Genomic DNA, 19,291 nt, shown 5'->3' with positions numbered 1-19,291 from the left:
ATAAATTCTCATTGACTGGGTGGGAAGCCTTGTGGAATGGGGGTTTCAACGGTATCCGGCGGCCTGCAACTCGAACAGTTCGGCATAACGGCCGCCTTCGGCCATCAGCTGGGCGTGGGTGCCGCTGGCCTCGATCCGGCCACCGGCCAGCACCAGGATGCGGTCGGCCATGCGCACGGACGAGAAGCGGTGTGAGATCAGCACGGCGGTGCGGTTGTCGGACAGTTCCTTGAAGCGCTGGAACACTTCGAACTCGCTGCGCGCATCCAGCGCGGCGGTAGGTTCGTCGAGGATCATCACCTGCGCATCGCGCATGTAGGCGCGGGCGATGGCGATCTTCTGCCACTGGCCGCCGGACAGGTCCACGCCGAGCTTGAAGCGGCGCCCGATCAGCTGGTCATAGCCATTGGGCAATGCCGCGATCACTTCATCGGCCATGCCGCGACGGGCCGCATCGCGGATGCGTGCGTCGTCGGTCATTGCCTCGACCAGGCCCACGCCGATGTTCTCGCCGGCGCTGAGGTTGTAGCGCACGAAGTCCTGGAAGATCACGCCCATGTTGGCGCGCAGGTCATCGAGGTCGTAGTCGCGCAGGTCGCGGCCGTCGAGCAGGATGCGGCCTTCGTCGGGGTCGTACAGGCGTGCCAGCAGTTTCACCAGCGTGGTCTTGCCGGCACCGTTCTCGCCGACCAGCGCGAGGACTTCACCGGCACGCAGTTCGAAATCGAGGTGGCGCACCGCCCAGCGTTCCGCGTCGGGGTAGCGGAAGCCGACGTTCTCGAACACGAAGCCCTGCGTGATCGGCTGCGGTATCGCCACCGCGTCGGTGCGCGAGTGGATCTCCGGCTGGATCTGGAAGAACGAGAACAGGTCGTCCAGGTACAGCGCCTGCCCGGCGACCTGGGAGAAGCCGATCAACAGACCTTCCAGCAACTGGCGCAGGCGCAGGAAGCTGCCGGCGAGGAAGGTGAGGTCGCCGATCGAGAAATCGCCGCGCACCGTGCGCCACGCGATATATGCATACGCGGCGTAGTAGCCCAGCGTGCCGAGCGCGGCCAGCAGCGTGCCCCAGAACGCACGCTTGCGCGCGAGGGCGCGATTGGCCTGGAAGAATTTGTCGGCAAGGAATTTGTAACGGTCGATCAGGAAGCGGTGGAGGTTGAAGATCTTCACCTCCTTGGCCGTTTCCACGCTGGCGCCGATCTGGCGCAGGTATTCCAGCTGGCGGCGCTCGGGGGTCCACTGGAAATTGAGCGAGTAGCCGGCCGCGTTGAAGTGCGATTCGCCGATGAAGGCCGGCACCAGCGCCACCGCCAGCAGCAGGATCAACCATGGGGCGTACACGAGCAGGCCGACCGCCAGGCTGGCCACGGTGATGCTGTCCTGGACCTGGCCGAACAGCTGGCTCATCAGGTTCATCCGGCCCATGGTCTGGCGGCGCGCGCGATCGAGTTTGTCCTGCAGGTCGGGGTCTTCGAAGTCCTCCAGGTCCAGCTCGGCGGCGTGTTCCATCAGGCGCACGCTGGTGACGTTGGTGAACAGTTCCGAGAGCAGGGTGTCGGCGTAGTTGACCAGGCGGCCGAGCAGGTCGGAGACAATTGCCAGACCCAGCTCCAGCGCCAACAGCCATAGCAGGGGATTGAGCAGGCCGCTGGCCAGTGCCTCGCGGAAAGGCGGGAAGCCGGCATCGTGCTGGCTCAGGTGCAACGCCGCATCGATGATCAGCTTGCCGACGTAGAGCATCGCCACCGGCAACAGCGCGCGGATGATGCGCAGGCCCAGGCTGGCCAGGGTCAGCCCGGGGCTGGTCTGCCAGACCTGGCGCAGGAACGGCGGCAGGTTGCGCATCGCGTTGAAGCGTTCGCGCAGGCTGGGGTGTTTCTGGCCGGGCGCGCCGGCAGCGGGGGAGGCGGGCATGGCGCACATTGTGCACCGCCCAGTGGTGATGGCGTTGGAACGGAGCGCAGCCACCCATGGGGTGGCTATCGCGATGGTGCTTACGGCAGCGGCGGCAGCAACCCGGCGCCCAGCCGGTTCCAGGCGTTGATCACGGCCACGCCCATGCTCAGGTCGCTGATGCCTTTCTCATCGAAATGCGGTGCCAGTGCGTCGAACGCGGCATCGGACGGCGCACCGTCGGGCAGGCGCGTGAGCGCTTCGGCCCAGCCCAGCGCGGCGCGCTCGCGGGCATCGAAGAAGCGGCTTTCATGCCAGGCCGGCAGGGTGTCCAGCTTGCGCGGCTCGATGCCGCCCTTGCGCAGGGCGGTGCCGTGCATGTCCATGCAGTAGCCGCAGCCATTGATCTGGGACACGCGCAGGAACACCAGTTCCATCAGCGTCGGATCGATCGAGCTCTCATGCACGGCCTTGCTGGTGGCCAGCAGGCCCTTGAAGGCCTCGGCGGCCAGGCGGACGTAAGGGACGCGGGGTGAAGCGGACATGGGCAACTCCGTGACGGCCACAGTGGCCGTCTTCATCAGGAGGACGCGCCAGCATCCCCGGCTGTGACAAAGGCCCGCAATTTTTCCGGATTGAGCACGCTGAGCACGCGCACGATGCGGCCCTCGTCGATACTGATCAGGGTGGCCGAGTGCAGCTGGCCGCCGTCGAAACGCAGGATCGCCGGTTCGCCGTTGACATAGCCGATCTGCGCCGGATGCGCGCCGTTGCGGCGAGCGATGGCCCAGAACAGCTGGGCGATGCGCTCGGCGCCAAGCAGCGGGCGGATCGCGGCCGTCACGCGGCCACCGCCATCGGAGATCATCTCGGCATTGGCATGCAGCAGCGACAGGATCGCGGCCTGGTCGCCCAGTTGGGAGGCGGCCATGAAACGGGTCAGCAGGTCGCGGTGCTGCGCGGGGCTGACCTCGAAGCGCGGCGTGCCGGCCTGCAGGCGCTGGCGCGCGCGGTGCACCAGCTGGCGGCAGTTGGCCGGGCTGTGATCGAGCAGCGCGGCGATCTGCGGGTAGTCGTAGTCGAATACCTCCTTGAGCAGGAATGCGGCACGCTCATCCGGGCCGAGCTGTTCGAGCAGGCTCAGGAAGGCCACCGAGACCTCATCGGCCAGCGCGTGGCGCTGGGCCGGGTCCTGCAGCGGGTCCGGGTCCAGGCGGATCTCCAGCGGTTCGGGCAGCCAGGGGCCCACGTACTCGATGCGCGCATTGCGTATGGCGCGCAGACGGTCCAGCCCCAGCCGGGTGGTGGCGGTGACCAGCCAGCCTTCCGGGTCGCGGATGCTGGCGATGTCGGCGCCCTGCCAGCGCAGCCAGGCGTCCTGGACCACGTCTTCGGCATCGCTGCGGCTGCCGAGCAGCCGGTAGGCCAGGGCGAACAGGCGAGGGCGGTGCGTCTGGAAGGTAGCGAGGTTGTCCATGCGAGTGGGACGCAACAGCGTGTGTCGCCGTGACAGCGGGTGGGGTCCTACTTTGACGTAAAATGGCGGGCTTCACCCCCGCCAGCCTCCAGCAAGCGAGCAAGTCGTGACATCGATCAAGCAGGAAGACCTCATCCAGTCCATCGCCGACGCGCTGCAGTACATCTCGTACTACCACCCGGTCGACTACATCAAGAGCCTCGCCGCCGCCTATGAGCGCGAAGAGTCGCCGGCCGCCAAGGAGGCGATGGCCCAGATCCTGATCAACTCGCGCATGTGCGCCGAAGGCCACCGGCCGATCTGCCAGGACACCGGCATCGTCACCGTGTTCCTGGAAATCGGCATGAACGTGCGCTGGGACGACGCCACCATGGGCGTGGAGGACATGGCCAATGAAGGCGTCCGTCGCGCCTACAACCACCCGGACAACAAGCTGCGCGCCTCGGTGCTGGCCGATCCGGCCGGCAAGCGCGTCAACACCAAGGACAACACCCCGGGCGTGGTCAACGTCAAGGTGGTGCCGGGCGACCACGTCGAGGTGATCGTGGCGGCCAAGGGCGGCGGTTCGGAAGCCAAGTCCAAGTTCGCCATGCTCAACCCGTCCGACTCGATCGTGGACTGGGTGCTCAAGACCGTGCCGACCATGGGCGCCGGCTGGTGCCCGCCGGGCATGCTCGGCATCGGCATCGGCGGCACCGCCGAGAAGGCGATGCTGCTGGCCAAGGAATCGCTGATGGAGCCGATCGACATCAACGAGCTCAAGGCCCGTGGCGCCTCCAACCGCGCCGAAGAACTGCGACTGGAGCTGTTCGACAAGGTCAACGCGCTGGGCATCGGTGCGCAGGGCCTGGGCGGCCTGACCACGGTGCTGGACATCAAGGTCAAGGACTTCCCGACCCACGCGGCCAACCTGCCGGTGGCGATGATTCCCAACTGCGCGGCCACCCGCCATGCGCACTTCACCCTGGACGGCAGCGGCCCGGTGATGCTGGACCCGCCGTCGCTGGAAGACTGGCCGCAGATCACCTACGACGCCTCCAAGGGCACCCGCGTGGACTTGGACACGATCACCCCGGAAGACGTGGCCAGCTGGACGCCCGGCCAGACCCTGCTGCTCAACGGCAAGCTGCTGACCGGCCGCGATGCCGCGCACAAGCGCATCGTCGAAATGCTGGACAAGGGTGAGCCGCTGCCGGTTGATCTGAAGGGTCGCTTCATCTACTACGTCGGCCCGGTCGATCCGGTGCGTGACGAAGTGGTGGGCCCGGCCGGCCCGACCACGGCCACGCGCATGGACAAGTTCACCCGCCAGGTGCTGGAACAGACCGGGCTGCTGGGCATGGTCGGCAAGGCCGAGCGCGGCCCGGCCGCGATCGAGGCGATCCGCGACAACAAGTCGGCCTACCTGATGGCGGTCGGTGGTTCGGCCTACCTGGTGTCCAAGGCGATCAAGGCCGCCAAGGTGGTGGGCTTTGCCGATCTGGGCATGGAAGCCATCTACGAATTCACCGTGCAGGACATGCCGGTGACCGTGGCGGTGGATTCCACCGGTGAGTCGGTGCACATCACCGGCCCGCGCGAATGGCAGGCCCGGATCGGCAGGATTCCGGTGGTGGTGGCCTGACCGGCACCCCGATGAAAACGGCGCCCTCGGGCGCCGTTTTTGGTTGCGGCCCCATCGGCCTCAGTCGCGGTCCTGCGCGGCATCGTCCTTGAGCGCGGCATCCAGTTCGAACAGCGCCCGGGACGGTTCGTTCAACGCCGGCGACACCGCGTCGCGCACGCCGACGGCACCGAGCAGGTCTTCGGCGGTGACGAAACGGCGCGCACGGCGGTCGTAGAACCCGGCCAGCAGCAGGGCGCGGGTCGCCACCACTTCGTCCTCGCCGATCAGCACGCGCTGCTGCATCACCATCCGCGCGTCCTGCCAGCCCAGCACCCGGGTTTCCAGGGTGAAGCGCTGGAACAGCCGCAGCTCGCGACGGAAGCGCACCGCACCGGCCCCCACGATCGGCGCCCACTTGCGCTTCAGCGCCGCGCGGCCGATGCCGTTGCGCAGGATCAGGTCGATCCGGCCCAGGTCGAACAGCGTCCAGTAGCGGCCGTTGTTCATATGGCCGTTGACGTCCAGATCGTTGAACCAGACCCGCGAGCGGATCCTCGACACGCCATCGGGCGCGGACAGGCGGGGGCGCCAGGGCGAGCGCAACAGCAGCCACAGCAGGCGGAACCAGAGGTTCATGCGGCGGCCTGCATGGCCGTGGGGCGAGTGAGGATCGGGAAAGGGATCATGATCGACTATGACGAGTGTAATAGCCATTTACGGTAGTCTATGACGACTGTCATGACAAGGGCATCCCGATGCGTTCCGATCTTCCCCCGCCGCGCGAGCGCGTGGTTGTGGCTGCACTGGAGATGCTGGCGCGGCACGGCCTAAACGCCACCAGCATCCGCGAGATGACCAAGCGCGCCGATGCGCCGCTGGGTTCCACGTATCACCACTTCCCCGGCGGCAAGCAGCAGGTGGTGGTGGAGGCCGTGCAGCTCGCCGCCGCCCACGTCGGTGCGCGCCTGGAACGGCACCTGCAAGGGGGAATCGAAGCGGGGCTGCAGGGCTATCTGGGCAAATGGCGGCAGACCCTGCTCGATACCGAGTTCCGCCTCGGTTGCCCGGTGATGGGGGTGGCGGTTGAAGAGCCGATCGATGAGATCGCCGACGCGGCCCTGCAGGCGGCGTCGGTGGCGTTCCGTGATTGGCAGGCACAGCTGGCGATGGCCCTGCAGGCGCAGGGACGCGATGCCGCCAGCGCCGCGCAGTTGGCCACGCTGATCATCGCCAGTGTCGAGGGCGCCATCGTGTTGTGCCGTGCACAGCGCAGCATCGCGCCGTTCGATGCGGTGGCTGCACAGCTGCAGGCCTTGGTTGCCGCAGTGTAGGCGCGCGCGTCAGCGGCGCGCGTCGAGCGCCATGCGGATCGCCAGCCCACCGAGCACCGTGCCCATCAGCGCGCGCTGCAGCCGCTGCCAGGTCGGCCGCGTGGCCAGGAAGCCGGCGATGCTGCCGGCCATCAGCACGATCAGCGCGTTGACGCTGACGCTGACCACGATCTGGATCGACCCCAGCGCCACCGACTGCGCCAGCACGCTGCCATGGCCACCGGTATGCAGGAACTGCGGCAGCAGCGACAGGTACATCACCGCGATCTTGGGATTGAGCAGGCTGGTGAGCAGACCCATGGCGAACAGGCGGCGTGGACGATCCACACTCAGGTTGCGCAGCTGGAACGGCGAACGTCCCCCCGGGCGCAGCGCCTGCCAGGCGAGGTACAGCAGGTACAGCGCGCCGCCGATCCGCAACGCGTCGTAGGCATACGGCACCGCCAGTACCAGGGCGGTGATGCCCCCCGCGGCGCACAGCATGTAGATCAAAAAACCGACCGCCACGCCGCCGAGCGAGATCAGCCCGGCCATGCGGCCCTGGCTGATCGAACGCGAGATCAGGTAGATCATGTTCGGGCCGGGGGTGAGCACCATGCCCAGCGAGATCAGGCCGAAGGCAAGCAGGTCGGAGGGGGCGGGCATGCAGGTATCCAGCGGTGGGGGCGGTGCGGTGCCCATGCTAGGCAGTGGCGCGGCCGGCCAACAGCGACAGCCGCACACGCGGCGCGGCACCGACTGTACCCGTCACGCGTGCGCGGCCAGGCGCATAATCGAGCGCTTCCTACCGTGAGTGCCGCGCATGTCCGTGACGACCCTGTATGGCTCCCCCAGCACGGCCGCGCTGGTGGTGCATTGGCTGTTGCTGGAACTGCAGCTGCCGCACGAACTGGTGTTGCTGGATTTCGACAAGCGCGAACACAAGGCCGCCGACTATCTCGCGTTGAATCCGGCTGGGCTGGTGCCCACCCTGGTACTGGACGGGCAGGTGCTCACCGAGGCCGCCGGCATCGCGCTGCACCTGGCCGATCGCCATCCGCAGGCCGGTCTGTTGCCGGCGCCGGGCACCGCCGCGCGCGCAGAGGCCTACCGCTGGATGTTCTGGTGCGCCAATACGCTGCAGCCGGCCTACCGGGCCTGGTTCTATGCGCATGAAGCAGCCGGCCCGGACAACGTCGACGCCACCCGGCAGATGGCGCGTGCACGCCTGGAAGCGGGTTGGGAACACCTGGCCGCGCATCTGCAGTCGAACGGCCCCTACGTGCTGGGCGAGCAGGTCAGCGTGGTCGATTTCATGCTGGTGATGCTGATGCGCTGGTCGCGCAACATGCCCACCCCGAGCGATCACTGGCCAGTGCTCAAGGCCTACGCCGACCGGCTCAAGGCGCGACCGGCATTCGTCGAGGTGTACCGCCGCGAAGGCATCACCGACTGGCGCTGAGGCAATCGCCGGTCAGTCGACGTATTCGTCGAAGGTCCGGCGTGCACGGAACGGCATCATGTGTTGCTGGAGCAGGCCCTTGGGCACCGTTTCCAGCTTCATCACGCCGTATTCGTGCGGCCATTGCGTCGGGTCGCGTGGCAGTTTGAAGGTGCCCATGAGCATGTCCACCAGCGGCAGGTGGATGGCGTAGTTGACATCCACGTAGTCTTGCTGACGCGCATGGTGCCAGTGGTGGTAGCGCGGTAGTACCAGCAGGTACTCCAGCCAGCCGAAGCGGATGCCGAGATTGGCGTGGGCCAGTACCGCCTGCAGCCCGACCAGAATCACGTAGGCGTTCACGGCGGGAGTGGAGAAACCCAGCACCAGCAGCGGCAGCAGCACGCAACTGCGGGTCATCACGATTTCAAGGAAATGGATGCGCGAGCCGGCCAGCCAGTCCATGTGCCGGCTGGAGTGATGCACGGCGTGGAAGCGCCAGAGCCAGGGAATGTTGTGATACGCGCGGTGCAGCAGCGCCTGGGCCATGTCCGCCACGAACACCGCCAGCAGGAACTGCAGCCACACCGGCATCGACTGGATCAGTTGTTTCAGCGCAGGGAATGCCGCCAGCCCGGCTACGGTGGAGGTGGAGGCGGTGACCAGGATCAGGATGAACTGCACCAGCACGTGGCTCATGAAGAAATAGCTGACGTCGGTGCGCCAGCCCGGCCGCAGGGGCGAAAGCACACGCTTGCCGAAGTAGCGCTCCAGCGGCACGAACACCAGGGCCGAGAAGAACAGCGACAGGACGAACCAGTCCAGCCCCAGCGAGTAGGGTGTCTGGCCGATGTCATCGAACTGCACGTTGGTGCCGCCCAGCAGCACCGCCAGGGTGGCGCTGCCGACACCGATCAGGGCGATGCGCTTGTTGCGGTCGCGCACAATCGCCAGCGTGCCCAGGATGAAGGCGGCTGCCAGTCCCGCCAGCAGCAGGTGGCGTGCGAAATGCTCGTTGTAAACGGCGCGGAACTCGCGACTGGTCAGCAGATCGGGAAAATGGAAGCAGGCCACGCCCAGCAGGCTGAGCAGGCCCAGCAGCGCCGAGCCATAGGCAAAGAAGGAGCGTCGGGGGCGTGGGTTCAAGCGGGTGCTTCCGTGCGGGACCCGGCCATTGTGCCGCCAACGTGCCGCCTGCGCGAACGTGCGTACGGTGTGTGGTGGCGATCGGCTGTTGTCCGCTGCTACAGTCGGGCCCATGTGGGCGGTCGGCTTGTGTCGGCCCTGCCTGCCTACCTCGCCGAGCTGGAACGCCACTGTGCCAAGGATGCTCTTCATCACTGCGCTGATGTTGTTGATGGTCGCCTGCAGCAGCGACGGCGGCTATTACGCGCCACCGAGCCTGCGCGAGGTCACCGCCGCCAACCAGTGCATGGCGCAGTGCCAGAGCCGCCATCAAAGCTGTATGGCCAGCGGTGCGGGGCTCGGCAGCAGCGGCAGCGACAGCTGCGGGGCCGGCGTGGCCACGCAGCGTGACGGTCACTGCGACAAGATCGACAACCCGGAACTGCGGCGATCATGCCAAGCCAGCACCGATTACTGCCGCAACCGGTTGCCCGCGCTCGGCTGTGGCGAGGATCGTGACCGCTGCATGAGCCGCTGCGGCGGCTGAGCGAACAGCGCCGCAGCGGGAGGCTCCGCAGCGCGAGGCACTTATCTGGCCGGCAGGATTTCCAGCAGCGTTTCCGGTGGCCGGCACAGGCGCACGCCGAGCGGGGTGCGCACGATCGGCCGATTGATCAGTTCCGGATGCTGCAGCATGGCCTCGATCAACGACGCATCGTCGAGCATCGGGTCGGCCAGCCCCAGCGCGGTGTAGGCCGCCTCCTTGTCGCGCAGCAGCCTGCGCGCGCCGGTCCCCATCGCGGTGACCAGCGCGTGCAGCGTGTCGCGGTCCGGCGGGGTTTTCAGGTATTCGATGACGGTGGGTTCGATGCCGTGCTGGTGCAGGATCTCCAGTGCCCCGCGCGAGTTGCTGCAGCGCGGGTTGTGCCAGATCGTCACCGCCATCAGTACCACTCCAGCAGCGACACGCCCAGGCCCACGTAGGTGGCCTTGTGGTTGTAGTCGATCATGCTCTCGCCGTAGCCGTCGAACACCTGCACGTGGCCACGCAGCAGGTTGCTGATCGGGAAGCCGTAGTCGAGCTGTAGCGCGCCGTGCGAACGGTCACCGCCGCGCAGCGAATGCCGCGCCATCAGCGAGACTTCGTGGCCGTTGCGGTTCCAGGTCAGGGTCGCGTCGCCGCGGCCCATGTAGTCTTCGATGTCCGGGTTGTTGTCGTCTTTGCGGTCTTCCGGCAGGCGGTACCAGGGGCGCAGCACCAGTGCCCAGTTCTCGCGGTCCAGGCCGACGTTGAGGATCACCCGGTTCCAGCTGCGCGACAGCGGATCGGGGCGGCCGTTGGACATGTGGTTGAGGCTGATGCCGGTCATGCGCCCGCGCCAGCCACCGATGGAGTAGCCGTTGCGGAACACCATCATCACTTCCGGCTCGTAGTTGGTTTCGCGGAACGGGCGTGAATTCTCCGCGTTGTACGCCTGCCAGCGCGAGCTCTGGGTATAGCCGGCCCAGATGTCGCCGTTGTCGCCGAACAGGTTCTCCACGATCTTGGTCTTGAAGCTGAGCTGGAACTTCAGCTCGGCGCTGTCGAGCAGCTGCGGGGTGGTGACCGAGTTGGCCGGGTTCGGCGACTGCGGCATCTGGTTCTTGTCGCTGGTCCAGAACGCCGGCAGCAGGTACACCGGCTTGTAGGCACGCAGCTGGAAGGCGCCCAGCTTGGAGTCCTGCGCCAGTTCCCAGCGGCTGTCGAGCAGGGAGCCCTTGCCGGCGTTGGCCAGCGCATCTTCATGCCCATCGTTCTTGAACAGCTCGCCGATGCGCTGCTTGGCGCGCTGCGTGGCGGGCACATCCCCCTCGCTGCTGCGCGCGGCCTGGCGCTCTTCACGCCTTGCCTGGGCGGCGGCCGCGGCGGCGGCATCGGCGGCCACGGTGACGCCGCGGGTATGCCCGAACAGCTTGTCGTAGCAGGCCAGCCGCGGTGCGTCCGAATCGACCAGGGCGCAGGCTTCCGGCGAGGCCGGGGTGGGCGCGGCTTCCTGCGCGGCCAGCGGCAGGCAGGGGCTGGCCAGGGCCAGGGCGGTGAACAGGGCGGTGCGGGGGCGCGGGATCATCATGAAAACAGGGCCACGTAGCAGAAAATGGAAGGATCGATCGCGACAGTGTCGCCGCTGGGCGGGGTTACGGCCAGCCGCCGACGCGATCAGCCCGATGCCGGTTTATGCCCGTGCACCCTGTGCCGAGGGCGTGAAGCCCCCGGCGTGCCGCGGCTCAGAGGAACCAGGCGAAGGCGAACAGGCCAAGCATCGCCACCACCAGCGCCAGCTTCAGCGCCACCCCGAGCAGGATGCCCAGCCAGGTGGCCAGGCCGACCTTGGTCGAGCGGCCCAGTTCGCGGGTGTGCCAGTACTCGCCAATCAGGGCGCCGCCGAGCGGGCCCAGGAACAGCCCGATCGGCATGAAGAACAGCCCGACGATGCTGCCGATGAAAGTACCCCACAGCGCCTTGCGGCTGGCCCCGACCCGCTGGGCACCGACCACGGTGGCCAGGATGTCCACCCCGAATGAGACCAGGGTCAGCAGCCCCAGCGCGGTGAGGGGTATCCAGCCCACATGGGCGAAGCCATCGGCCCAGGCAGCCAGCAGCAGGCCGGCGAAGACCAGCGGAATGCCCGGCAGGGCCGGGAGGATGATCCCGGCGATACCGACCAGGACCAGCAGGGCCGCTAGCAGATAGTAGATGAATGAAGGGTCCATGCTGTCCGGTATGGTTCTGGAAATGGGGTTGACATACGAAAGTTTTGCCAGTTGATTTTTCGTTTTGCCCGGGTTAAGTTGCAGACGCTGAGCTTGGCAAGGTCACCGTGGATCGTGGCCTGATGATGGTAGATCTTCCGGATCCGCTGCATCGTTGCACCTCGCTTCCCCCTTGCTGTCAGCCGCCCAACCAGGCGTATCCAACAACAAGACAGTTCTAGGGAGTAGCTAAGATGGCAGAGAAGGGCACCGTCAAGTGGTTCAATGACGCGAAGGGTTTTGGTTTCATCAGCCGTGAAAGCGGCGAAGATGTGTTCGTGCACTTCCGCGCGATCGAGTCCCAGGGCTTCAAGAGCCTGAAGGAAGGTCAAGCGGTGGAGTTCGAAGTGGTGACGGGCCAGAAGGGCCTGCAGGCCGACAAGGTGAAGCCGCTCTAAGCGCACACCGGCCTGCGCCGGCGTGAGACACGGAAAGGGCCCGCGCAAGCGGGCCCTTTCTTTTTACGTGAGGTGGATCGCAGCGCGGATCAGCGCAGGATCACCTTGCCGTTGACCACGCGGACGTAGGTGTTTTCGCGGATGCCGCCGAGGTCGCGCTGGTTGACCACCACGGTGCGGCCATCGTCCATGCGCACGCTGATGTCATAGGTGTCGCTGGTGACGTTCTTCTGGATCTGGTTGCCGGCCAGCGCGCCACCGACGGCGCCTGCGGCGGCGGCGATGTTCTTGTTGCCGCGGCTGCCACCGGTGTGATCGGAGATTTCATGGCCGGCGACGGCGCCGACGATGCCACCCAAGATCGCACCGGTCGCGCTCGGGGCGGTACGCCCGGAGGCCACGGTGTTGATGCGGGTGACGATGCCGCAGTCGGCGCAACGGCCGCTGTTGTAGCCGTTGTTGTTGCCGTAGCCGTTGTTGTAACCACTGCTGCCATAGCCCGGCGAGGTGGTGGCGCAACCGGCCAGGGCAACGGTGGCGACGGCAGCGGCGGCGATGAGTTGGATCTTCATGGTGTATCTCCTGGCCAGAAGGGGTGGTCGAATGCGTCTGGTGCGCATGGCGCAGATCCTGTCCTGTCGTACGTGAACAGCGCGCCAATCCCGGGGCGGCAGGGTAGCTGGCAGATGAATCAGCGGAAGTCCTGGTGGCAGGCCTTGCAGTCGGTGTTGATCTTTTCGACCAGCTGGCCCATGGCGGTGCAGTCGGCCGGGGGCGCGGCCAGGGCCTGGTTCAAGGTGGCCCGCAGTGCGCTGGCATGCTGCTGGAAACCTTGGCTGTCCTTGAGGCCGGGGAAGGCCAGATCGAGATCATTGGACAGCGAGCGCAGGGTCTGCAGGCGCGGCACGGTGTCGGCGAGGTTGCAGCGGTTCTGCGCCTGGGCGTCCCGCAGCAGCTGCACCTGGCGGTTCATCACGTGCATGAGCGAATCCGGGAAGGGGTCCTGGCGGGCCTGGATGGCGCGCGACACCATCACCGTGGCGATCAGGCCGATGACCAGCCCGAGCACGCCGACGAACAGGTAGCGGTAGGCGGCGGAGGGGCGGCGCGGGGTGACAGGTGGGTTCATGGCTGGCGTCCTTGTGGGTGGCTGGCACCGATCTTACGGGGCGCGCTGTCCACGCGGCGTACGTGGGGGGAGCGTGCAGGGCTAAAATGGGCGGATGAACGACGTACTGCGCGAACGATTTGCCGGCATCGACCGGTTGTATGGGGTAGGCACCGTGGACCTGCTGTCGACCCGCCGGGTGGCAGTGGTCGGGATGGGCGGGGTGGGCTCGTGGGTGGTGGAGGCGCTGGCGCGCACGGCGGTGGGGCATTTGACCCTGATCGACGCCGATGACATCTGCGTGTCGAACACGAATCGTCAGTTGCCGGCGCTGGCCGGCCAGTACGGGCGCAACAAGGCCGAGGCGATGGCCGAGCGCTGCCGCGCGATCAACCCGGACATCGATGTTGCTGCCATTGCCTCGTTCCTGACGGTGTCGAACATGGTGGAGCTGCTGGATCGCGATTTCGATCTGGTGATCGATGCCTGCGACAGTTTCCGGGTGAAGGTGGAGACGATTGCGTGGTGCCGTCGGCGCAAGCTGCCGATTCTGACGGTGGGGGCGGCCGGTGGGCGGACGGATCCGACGCTGGTGCGGATCCGGGATGTGTCGCGCACGGAGCACGACGCGATGATGGCGTTGATCCGCAAGAAGCTGCGCAGCGATTTCAATTTTCCGAAGAACGCCTCGCGCTACTTCGGGGTGCCGGCGGTGTATTCGCTGGAGAACGTGAAGTATCCGCAGGCCGATGGATCGGTGTGCGGGGTGCGACCGTCGCTGGGCCCGGATGCGGCGCTGAAGCTGGATTGCGGTGCAGGATTGGGGGCGGCGACCCACATCACCGGTGCGTTCGCGTTCGCGGCGGTGGGCAAGGCGTTGGAGATGCTGATGAAGAAGGCTGCTGCGCCGGCTACCGCAGACTGAGCTCGCACTGCCGTTCGCAGACAACACGGGACCGCGTCAGCTCCGTCCCGGGATGTCCAGCGCAAGCCCGGGGGTATCGGCGACGGTACTGGCCACGAAATCCATGACGGCGCGTACCGACGGGGAGCGCTTCAGGTCACGGTGCACGACCAGCCAGATGTCGCGCGAGAACGCGGCCAGGTGATGGTCCAGGCGGATCAGCCCGGGCGCGGTGTCACCCAGGAAACACGGCAGGCCGGCCACGCCGGCCCCGGCCAGCGCTGCGGCATGGTGGCTGCTGATGTCGCTGAGCTCACAGCCCACGGCCCGGTTGCCGGCGACACCCAGCAGCCACTGCTGCTGGGGCATGTCGGCGAATTGGGCGTCATAGGCAATAAAGCTCCAGTCTTCGGCACGGTGCGTGGACGCATAGTCGTGGCTTGCATACAGGCCGAACGACATTCGCCCGATCTTGCGCACGACGCTGCTCGATTCCTTGGGGCGTACCAGTCGCAGCGCCACATCGGCCTCGCGGCGGCTGAGCGACACCTGCTGGGCCTGTGCGGACACCGCGAGTTGAATGCCGGGCTGTCCGGCGCGGAAATCGACGATCCGTGCTGCCAGCAGGTGGGCCACCAGCACCGGCGGTGCGCTGAGTGTGACCCTGCCGTTCAACGCGCCCTGGCTGGCACGCGCCAGGCGGGCCACGGTAAAGGCCGACGCCTCCATGGTGTTGGCTTGCGCGTAGATCTGCTCGCCCATCGCGGTGAGCCGGCACGAACGGGGCAGGCGCTCCACCAGCGCCACCTGGAGTTCGGCCTCCAGCGCTGCCACGCGACGGCTGACGGTGGCATGGTCCACATGCAATACCCGGGCGGCGCCGGACAGGGTGCCTGCACGTGCAACGGCCAGGAAATGACGGATATTCTCCCAATCGAACATCGGTGCGTTTTCGCAAGTCTGGAGTGAGGTTTCGGGGAATTTTCGCGCCTTGTGCGCCAGCCTAGCATGGGCGTCCTCTTTCCCCGGGACGTATTCCATGTCTGTTCCTTCTGCTTCCGCGCGCGGCACGCTGGTGGCTGCCGCGTTGGGCTTCGTGGTTGTGCTGCTGGACGTCAGCGTGGTCAATGTGGCGCTGGCCGCGTTGGGCCATGATTTTTCAACCGGCATGGCAGGGCTGCAATGGGTGGTCAACGCCTACACCCTGGCCTTTGCCGCACTGCTGTTGACCAGCGGGACGCTGGGTGACCGCTTCGGTGCACGCCGGATGTTCTTGTCCGGCATTGTGGTGTTCACCCTGGCATCGGTTGCCTGTGGCCTGGCCGGGAGCCTGTCGGTACTGGTCGCGGCCAGAATGGTGCAGGGCCTGGGCGCGGCGCTGTTGGTGCCCAACTCGCTGGTCATGCTGCAGCAGGCCTTTCCGGACAGCCGCGCGCGCAGCCGTGCGGTCGGGTGGTGGGGTGCGCTGGGCGGCATGTCCCTGGCCGCGGGCCCTGTACTGGGCGGGATACTGGTGACGCATGTGGGCTGGCGCAGTGTCTTTCTGATCAACCTGCCCATCGGCGTGATCGGAATCTACCTGACGCTGCGCCATGCGGCCGCAACCGGCGGCCGTCATCAGCGCCGCCTCGACTGGGGCGGACAGGCGACGGCCATCCTTGCGCTGGCCGCGATGACCATGGTGCTGATTGAAGTCGGTCCGCTTGGCTGGGAGCATCGGCTGGTGCAAGGCGGCGTGCTGGTGGCCGTGATGTCGAGTCTGGCGTTCTTCTGGATCCAAGCCCGCAGTGCCTCGCCCATGCTGCCCTTGATGTTGTTCCGGACGCCGACGTTCTCCGTTGTCTCGGTGGCAGGGGTGGTGGTGAATTTTGCGTACTACGGTCTGATCTTTGTTTTCAGCCTGTTCTTCCAGATGCAGCAGCATCTCTCGCCGCAGCAGACGGGGCTGGCCTTCCTGCCCATGACCGGTGTCCTCATCGCGGTCAACGTGTTGGCCGGTCGCCTGATCACGCGCGTGGGCCCACGGGGGATGATGGTCATCGGGCTTGGGCTGGCGGCGTTGGGCTACCTGCTGTTGATGCCGGTCAGGATCGACGGCCACTATTGGCTTCTGGTGGTGCCGATGCTGCTGGCCGCCAGCGGGGTTGCGCTGGTGGTACCGACCATGACCACCGCCACGCTCGCATCGGTTGATGGCTCGCGGGCAGGGATCGCATCCGGTGTGCTGAACTGCGCGCGACAGGTCGGCGGCATGCTGGGGGTTGCCCTCTTTGGCACCCTCATCGGGGATGGCGCCCCTGCTGCCTTCATGCACGGAATGCACGTGTCGATCGGCATTTCAGCGGCATTGCTGCTGTTGGGAAGTGTGTTGTGCTGGTTTGGAATCCGACCGGGACACCTGCCGCATCAGCAGGATTCAGGGGCGGTCGGCAAGGCCGAATAGCGTGCGCGCGTTGGCGGTGGTCTGCGCGGCGATTTCGTCCGCCGGCTGCCCGCGCAGGCGTGCCACGGTGTCCAGGATCACCGGCAATCGCGCGGGCTCGTTGCGCTCGCCGCGGATGCCCGCGTCCGGCTGGTCCGGTGCGTCGGTTTCCAGCAGCAGTTGCTCCAGCGGCATCTGCGTGACCAGCCGCTGCAGGCGTTGCGCGCGGTGGTAGGTCAACGGCCCGCCCAGGCCCAACAGGAACCCGAGCGTGTGCAGCTGCGCTGCCTGTTCCGGACTTCCCGGGAAGCTGTGCACCACCCCGCGCAGCCCGCCGACCTGGCGGATCGCCGCGATGACCGCATCCACCGCGCGGCGGGCATGCACGATCACCGGCAGGTTGAACTCCCGGGCCAGCCGCAGTTGCCCCACGAAGTACTGCTGCTGCCGTTCGGCATCCAGCCCGTCGACGAAGAAGTCCAGGCCGCATTCGCCCACGGCGCAGGGGCGCTCGCGGGTGATCCAGTCGCGCAGCTGGTCCAGGTGCTCGGGGCGGTGCTGGTCCAGGAACATGGGGTGCAGGCCGTAGGCCGGGTAAAGGCCATCGGCCAGGCGGCAGGTGTCGCGGAGCTTGGGCCAGCTGGCGGCGGTGACCGCGGGTACGACCTGTCGGCGCACGCCGGCGGCGCGCGCGCGTTCAATCACCTGGTCGCGGTCGGTATCGAATGCACTGGCGTCCAAGTGGCAATGGCTGTCAACCAGGTTCACGCGCGGCGCTTGGCCGGGAGCGCGGGCGGCAGTTTGTCGCTGCGGCCTTTCCAGTTGGCCAGCAGCAAGGTGCCGAGGCCGAACAGGATTTCATCGACGAACGGGACCGGATCGGGAATCACCAGGGTCAGGGCGAACAGCGCGGCGGTGATCTTGAACAAGGTGGGGTAGCGCAGCCGGCGCGCCCATTCCAGCATTGGCAGCAGCAGGGGGTTGGCCATGACGCACTCCTCGACAGATGCTGTAAACGCTATCACGAGCCCGGGCGTGACAGAACCTGAATGGGTAAAGGCCGTGTGTGGGGAATGTGGAGATTCCGTTCAGGGTCCGCGTGCTGGAATCCGCTCAAGAACGTTGCGGATCGTCCGCAGGGAGCCGGTTATGAAAAGTACTACTACCACTGCTTTGGTTGCTGCAGGCGCGCTGCTGGTTGGCGGCATCGCCACGGCGGCCTTCATGAAGAGCGGCACTTCGTCGCCCGACGCGGTGACCGCACAGACCCGGCCGACCCTGGACACCACGCCGCTGACCGATGACGGTGCGCGCACCGACGCGGTCGCGACGGAAGACAAGGCTGCCAAGCTGGAATACGCCGATGTGGTCAAGGTCGATCCGCTGACCAAGAAGGAAAAGGCCTATGCCACCGTGATCGGCACCGAGCCGGTGCGCGAGACCTCGACCACGCAGACGCCGCATGAAGTCTGCCAGGACGTGGTGGTGCAGGAGCGCTTGCCCGAGCGCGATGGCAACGTCGGCGGCACGGTGGCCGGTGCGGTGATCGGTGGCCTGCTGGGTAACCAGGTCGGCGGCGGCAACGGCAAGAAGGCAGCGACGGCGGCCGGTGCGGTTGCGGGTGGCCTGATCGGCAACCAGGTGGACAAGCGCCATGTCGGTGGCCGTGTGGTCAACCGCACCGAGCGTCAGTGCCACACCGAAACGGCGACGTCGGAGTCGACCAAGGTCACCGGCTACAACGTGACCTACCGCAATGAAGATGGCACCACCGGCACCATGCGCATGGCCAGCAAGCCGGGCACGCGCATTCCGATGGGCACCAGCAATGCGGTCACCGGCTACAACGTGACCTACCGCTACGACGGTGTGGAAAAGACCGTGAAGATGGACAACAAGCCGAGCAGCGATCGCCTGCCGGTGATCGATGGCCAGCTGGTCACGCAGACCGCGGCGTTGGATTCCAACAAGCAGTAAGCGCAGCCCGTTCCAACGCGAAACAACAGGCCGGCATTCGCCGGCCTGTTGCGTTGGCACCGTTACTGCCACGCGAGCCCCGGGTAGTGCCACGCCATGCGTGGCAAGCTTTCGGTGGCGTGGCAAGCCTTCGGTGATGCGTGGCACCCACCCGGCCATGCGTGGCAAGATCCCGCTCACTGCCACGCCAAGACACCGCCATGAGCATCTTCGATCTGCAACTGGAAACCGACCGCCTGCTCCTGCGCCCGCCGCGCGCGGAAGATTTCGAGGCCTTCCTGCGCTTCTGCAGCGATCCGGAAACCATGCAGCACCTCGGCGGCGTACAGGCACCTTCGCAGGCCTGGCGCAGCTTCAGCTGCCTGGCGGGCAGCTGGCACCTGTATGGCTTCTCGATGTTCTCGGTGATCGAAAAAGCCAGCGGTGACTGGGTGGGCCGGATGGGGCCGTGGCAGCCTCTGGACTGGCCGGGTACGGAAGTGGGTTGGAGCATCCGTCGCGAAAGCTGGGGCCGGGGCTATGCGCCGGAAGCGGCGATCGCCAGCATCGACTGGGCCTTCGATACCCTGGGCTGGGAAGAGGTGATCCACACCATCGACCCGGCCAACACGAACTCCAAGGTGGTGGCACAGAAGTTGGGCAGCCGCCTGCTGCGGATGGGCGAGCTGCCGCCGCCGCATGACGGCAAGCCGATCGAAGTGTGGGGACAATCGCGCGCGCAATGGCGTGCCCGTCGCACCGGTTGAGCGGCCATGCTGCACCCGCGCTTGGCAAGCGGCGCGGGTTGCGGCCAGACTCGGCATTCGCGTTGTTCGATTGAATCCGCAGGTTGGCCGC

Annotated in this window: 23 protein-coding genes; 9 read left to right on the top strand and 14 right to left on the bottom strand. The window is 66.7% G+C overall.

Annotated elements, in window-relative coordinates:
- Positions 1-45: 45 nt before the first annotated feature.
- From AC3IPM_RS12185 to AC3IPM_RS12175, 3 genes are all read right to left on the bottom strand, one after another.
- A complete protein-coding gene (locus AC3IPM_RS12185) occupies positions 46-1,917 on the bottom strand; it encodes an ABC transporter ATP-binding protein (RefSeq protein WP_489300123.1) in 1,872 nt (623 codons plus the stop codon).
- 80 nt (positions 1,918-1,997) lie between these two features.
- Complete coding sequence (locus tag AC3IPM_RS12180) at positions 1,998-2,441, bottom strand: carboxymuconolactone decarboxylase family protein (RefSeq protein WP_489300122.1); 444 nt, start codon at positions 2,439-2,441, stop codon at positions 1,998-2,000.
- A gap of 35 nt (positions 2,442-2,476) precedes the next feature.
- Entirely contained in the window at positions 2,477-3,373 is an 897-nt protein-coding gene (locus tag AC3IPM_RS12175; protein ID WP_489300120.1) for an RNA polymerase sigma-70 factor, read from the bottom strand.
- A 106-nt stretch (positions 3,374-3,479) separates the two neighbouring features.
- On the opposite strand from AC3IPM_RS12175, the gene AC3IPM_RS12170 reads away from it, so the two are divergent.
- On the top strand, positions 3,480-4,997 hold the full coding sequence (locus AC3IPM_RS12170) for a fumarate hydratase (RefSeq protein WP_489300118.1): 1,518 nt from the start codon (positions 3,480-3,482) through the stop codon (positions 4,995-4,997).
- 60 nt (positions 4,998-5,057) lie between these two features.
- Here AC3IPM_RS12170 and AC3IPM_RS12165 read toward each other — a convergent pair whose 3' ends face one another.
- Positions 5,058-5,615: an acyl-CoA thioesterase gene (locus tag AC3IPM_RS12165; RefSeq protein ID WP_489300116.1), complete on the bottom strand. Its 558-nt coding sequence runs from the start codon at positions 5,613-5,615 to the stop codon at positions 5,058-5,060.
- A gap of 119 nt (positions 5,616-5,734) precedes the next feature.
- On the opposite strand from AC3IPM_RS12165, the gene AC3IPM_RS12160 reads away from it, so the two are divergent.
- Entirely contained in the window at positions 5,735-6,310 is a 576-nt protein-coding gene (locus tag AC3IPM_RS12160) for a TetR/AcrR family transcriptional regulator (protein ID WP_489300115.1), read from the top strand.
- 9 nt (positions 6,311-6,319) lie between these two features.
- Here AC3IPM_RS12160 and AC3IPM_RS12155 read toward each other — a convergent pair whose 3' ends face one another.
- A complete protein-coding gene (locus tag AC3IPM_RS12155; RefSeq protein WP_489300113.1) occupies positions 6,320-6,955 on the bottom strand; it encodes a LysE family translocator in 636 nt (211 codons plus the stop codon).
- Between the two features lie 157 nt (positions 6,956-7,112).
- Here AC3IPM_RS12155 and AC3IPM_RS12150 point away from each other — a divergent pair, with 157 nt between their 5' ends.
- Positions 7,113-7,751 carry a glutathione S-transferase family protein gene (locus AC3IPM_RS12150; protein WP_489300111.1) on the top strand — a complete coding sequence of 213 codons (639 nt, stop codon included), beginning with the start codon at positions 7,113-7,115 and terminating at the stop codon, positions 7,749-7,751.
- A 12-nt stretch (positions 7,752-7,763) separates the two neighbouring features.
- Here the strand turns inward: AC3IPM_RS12150 and AC3IPM_RS12145 are convergent, their stop codons facing one another.
- Complete coding sequence (locus tag AC3IPM_RS12145; protein ID WP_489300109.1) at positions 7,764-8,876, bottom strand: sterol desaturase family protein; 1,113 nt, start codon at positions 8,874-8,876, stop codon at positions 7,764-7,766.
- Between the two features lie 181 nt (positions 8,877-9,057).
- Here AC3IPM_RS12145 and AC3IPM_RS12140 point away from each other — a divergent pair, with 181 nt between their 5' ends.
- Complete coding sequence (locus tag AC3IPM_RS12140) at positions 9,058-9,402, top strand: hypothetical protein (RefSeq protein WP_489300108.1); 345 nt, start codon at positions 9,058-9,060, stop codon at positions 9,400-9,402.
- A 41-nt stretch (positions 9,403-9,443) separates the two neighbouring features.
- Here AC3IPM_RS12140 and arsC read toward each other — a convergent pair whose 3' ends face one another.
- The 3 genes from arsC to AC3IPM_RS12125 all read right to left on the bottom strand — a co-directional run bounded on the left by arsC (position 9,444) and on the right by AC3IPM_RS12125 (position 11,606).
- On the bottom strand, positions 9,444-9,800 hold the full coding sequence (arsC, locus tag AC3IPM_RS12135; protein ID WP_489300107.1) for an arsenate reductase (glutaredoxin): 357 nt from the start codon (positions 9,798-9,800) through the stop codon (positions 9,444-9,446).
- Positions 9,800-10,966 carry a phospholipase A gene (locus AC3IPM_RS12130; RefSeq protein ID WP_489300106.1) on the bottom strand — a complete coding sequence of 389 codons (1,167 nt, stop codon included), beginning with the start codon at positions 10,964-10,966 and terminating at the stop codon, positions 9,800-9,802. Before AC3IPM_RS12130 ends, arsC begins: the two co-directional genes overlap by 1 nt.
- A 154-nt stretch (positions 10,967-11,120) precedes the next feature.
- Positions 11,121-11,606, bottom strand: a complete 486-nt coding sequence (locus AC3IPM_RS12125; protein WP_489300105.1) for a DUF456 domain-containing protein — start codon at positions 11,604-11,606, stop codon at positions 11,121-11,123.
- Positions 11,607-11,839: 233 nt separating this feature from the next.
- Here AC3IPM_RS12125 and AC3IPM_RS12120 point away from each other — a divergent pair, with 233 nt between their 5' ends.
- On the top strand, positions 11,840-12,043 hold the full coding sequence (locus AC3IPM_RS12120; RefSeq protein WP_019185917.1) for a cold-shock protein: 204 nt from the start codon (positions 11,840-11,842) through the stop codon (positions 12,041-12,043).
- A gap of 89 nt (positions 12,044-12,132) precedes the next feature.
- Here the strand turns inward: AC3IPM_RS12120 and AC3IPM_RS12115 are convergent, their stop codons facing one another.
- Together AC3IPM_RS12115 and AC3IPM_RS12110 are read right to left on the bottom strand one after the other, a co-directional pair.
- Positions 12,133-12,615 (bottom strand): glycine zipper 2TM domain-containing protein, encoded by a 483-nt coding sequence (locus tag AC3IPM_RS12115; protein WP_489300104.1) that lies wholly within the window; start codon positions 12,613-12,615, stop codon positions 12,133-12,135.
- Positions 12,616-12,734: 119 nt separating this feature from the next.
- Entirely contained in the window at positions 12,735-13,172 is a 438-nt protein-coding gene (locus AC3IPM_RS12110) for a hypothetical protein (RefSeq protein WP_489300102.1), read from the bottom strand.
- A 94-nt stretch (positions 13,173-13,266) separates the two neighbouring features.
- Here AC3IPM_RS12110 and AC3IPM_RS12105 point away from each other — a divergent pair, with 94 nt between their 5' ends.
- The gene (locus AC3IPM_RS12105; RefSeq protein ID WP_489300101.1) at positions 13,267-14,076 is read left to right on the top strand and encodes a tRNA threonylcarbamoyladenosine dehydratase; all 810 of its coding nucleotides are present in this window, start codon (positions 13,267-13,269) and stop codon (positions 14,074-14,076) included.
- 36 nt (positions 14,077-14,112) lie between these two features.
- Here the strand turns inward: AC3IPM_RS12105 and AC3IPM_RS12100 are convergent, their stop codons facing one another.
- Entirely contained in the window at positions 14,113-14,997 is an 885-nt protein-coding gene (locus AC3IPM_RS12100) for a LysR family transcriptional regulator (protein ID WP_489300099.1), read from the bottom strand.
- Positions 14,998-15,094: 97 nt separating this feature from the next.
- Between AC3IPM_RS12100 and AC3IPM_RS12095 the strand changes: the two genes are divergently transcribed.
- Positions 15,095-16,498, top strand: a complete 1,404-nt coding sequence (locus AC3IPM_RS12095; protein ID WP_489300098.1) for an MFS transporter — start codon at positions 15,095-15,097, stop codon at positions 16,496-16,498.
- Here AC3IPM_RS12095 and AC3IPM_RS12090 read toward each other — a convergent pair.
- A complete protein-coding gene (locus AC3IPM_RS12090) occupies positions 16,472-17,245 on the bottom strand; it encodes a TatD family hydrolase (protein WP_489300097.1) in 774 nt (257 codons plus the stop codon). The two genes, AC3IPM_RS12095 and AC3IPM_RS12090, sit on opposite strands and share 27 nt — an antisense overlap.
- The gene (locus AC3IPM_RS12085) at positions 17,242-17,466 is read right to left on the bottom strand and encodes a DUF6116 family protein (RefSeq protein ID WP_489300096.1); all 225 of its coding nucleotides are present in this window, start codon (positions 17,464-17,466) and stop codon (positions 17,242-17,244) included. Before AC3IPM_RS12085 ends, AC3IPM_RS12090 begins: the two co-directional genes overlap by 4 nt.
- 160 nt (positions 17,467-17,626) lie before the next feature.
- On the opposite strand from AC3IPM_RS12085, the gene AC3IPM_RS12080 reads away from it, so the two are divergent.
- Positions 17,627-18,454: a glycine zipper 2TM domain-containing protein gene (locus tag AC3IPM_RS12080; protein ID WP_489300095.1), complete on the top strand. Its 828-nt coding sequence runs from the start codon at positions 17,627-17,629 to the stop codon at positions 18,452-18,454.
- 200 nt (positions 18,455-18,654) lie between these two features.
- Positions 18,655-19,200: a GNAT family N-acetyltransferase gene (locus AC3IPM_RS12075; protein WP_489300094.1), complete on the top strand. Its 546-nt coding sequence runs from the start codon at positions 18,655-18,657 to the stop codon at positions 19,198-19,200.
- The last annotated feature ends 91 nt before the right edge of the window (positions 19,201-19,291 follow it).

This window comes from Stenotrophomonas sp. GL_111 (genome assembly GCF_057835245.1).
The sequence above is the reverse complement of the archived record's forward strand: the minus strand, read 5'-3'. Positions and strand labels throughout refer to the sequence as shown.

What these genes read in the sequence shown, in the direction of transcription:
- AC3IPM_RS12095 (WP_489300098.1), top strand. Translation starts at nt 15,095, where the DNA reads ATGTCTGTTCCTTCTGCTTCCGCGCGCGGCACGCTGGTGGCTGCCGCG.
- AC3IPM_RS12100 (WP_489300099.1), bottom strand. Translation starts at nt 14,997, where the DNA reads ATGTTCGATTGGGAGAATATCCGTCATTTCCTGGCCGTTGCACGTGCA.
- AC3IPM_RS12160 (WP_489300115.1), top strand. Translation starts at nt 5,735, where the DNA reads ATGCGTTCCGATCTTCCCCCGCCGCGCGAGCGCGTGGTTGTGGCTGCA.
- AC3IPM_RS12150 (WP_489300111.1), top strand. Translation starts at nt 7,113, where the DNA reads ATGTCCGTGACGACCCTGTATGGCTCCCCCAGCACGGCCGCGCTGGTG.
- AC3IPM_RS12110 (WP_489300102.1), bottom strand. Translation starts at nt 13,172, where the DNA reads ATGAACCCACCTGTCACCCCGCGCCGCCCCTCCGCCGCCTACCGCTAC.
- AC3IPM_RS12130 (WP_489300106.1), bottom strand. Translation starts at nt 10,966, where the DNA reads ATGATGATCCCGCGCCCCCGCACCGCCCTGTTCACCGCCCTGGCCCTG.
- AC3IPM_RS12175 (WP_489300120.1), bottom strand. Translation starts at nt 3,373, where the DNA reads ATGGACAACCTCGCTACCTTCCAGACGCACCGCCCTCGCCTGTTCGCC.
- AC3IPM_RS12075 (WP_489300094.1), top strand. Translation starts at nt 18,655, where the DNA reads ATGAGCATCTTCGATCTGCAACTGGAAACCGACCGCCTGCTCCTGCGC.
- AC3IPM_RS12120 (WP_019185917.1), top strand. Translation starts at nt 11,840, where the DNA reads ATGGCAGAGAAGGGCACCGTCAAGTGGTTCAATGACGCGAAGGGTTTT.
- AC3IPM_RS12125 (WP_489300105.1), bottom strand. Translation starts at nt 11,606, where the DNA reads ATGGACCCTTCATTCATCTACTATCTGCTAGCGGCCCTGCTGGTCCTG.
- AC3IPM_RS12155 (WP_489300113.1), bottom strand. Translation starts at nt 6,955, where the DNA reads ATGCCCGCCCCCTCCGACCTGCTTGCCTTCGGCCTGATCTCGCTGGGC.
- AC3IPM_RS12185 (WP_489300123.1), bottom strand. Translation starts at nt 1,917, where the DNA reads ATGCCCGCCTCCCCCGCTGCCGGCGCGCCCGGCCAGAAACACCCCAGC.
- AC3IPM_RS12080 (WP_489300095.1), top strand. Translation starts at nt 17,627, where the DNA reads ATGAAAAGTACTACTACCACTGCTTTGGTTGCTGCAGGCGCGCTGCTG.
- AC3IPM_RS12085 (WP_489300096.1), bottom strand. Translation starts at nt 17,466, where the DNA reads ATGGCCAACCCCCTGCTGCTGCCAATGCTGGAATGGGCGCGCCGGCTG.
- AC3IPM_RS12115 (WP_489300104.1), bottom strand. Translation starts at nt 12,615, where the DNA reads ATGAAGATCCAACTCATCGCCGCCGCTGCCGTCGCCACCGTTGCCCTG.
- arsC (WP_489300107.1), bottom strand. Translation starts at nt 9,800, where the DNA reads ATGGCGGTGACGATCTGGCACAACCCGCGCTGCAGCAACTCGCGCGGG.
- AC3IPM_RS12140 (WP_489300108.1), top strand. Translation starts at nt 9,058, where the DNA reads ATGCTCTTCATCACTGCGCTGATGTTGTTGATGGTCGCCTGCAGCAGC.
- AC3IPM_RS12165 (WP_489300116.1), bottom strand. Translation starts at nt 5,615, where the DNA reads ATGAACCTCTGGTTCCGCCTGCTGTGGCTGCTGTTGCGCTCGCCCTGG.
- AC3IPM_RS12180 (WP_489300122.1), bottom strand. Translation starts at nt 2,441, where the DNA reads ATGTCCGCTTCACCCCGCGTCCCTTACGTCCGCCTGGCCGCCGAGGCC.
- AC3IPM_RS12105 (WP_489300101.1), top strand. Translation starts at nt 13,267, where the DNA reads ATGAACGACGTACTGCGCGAACGATTTGCCGGCATCGACCGGTTGTAT.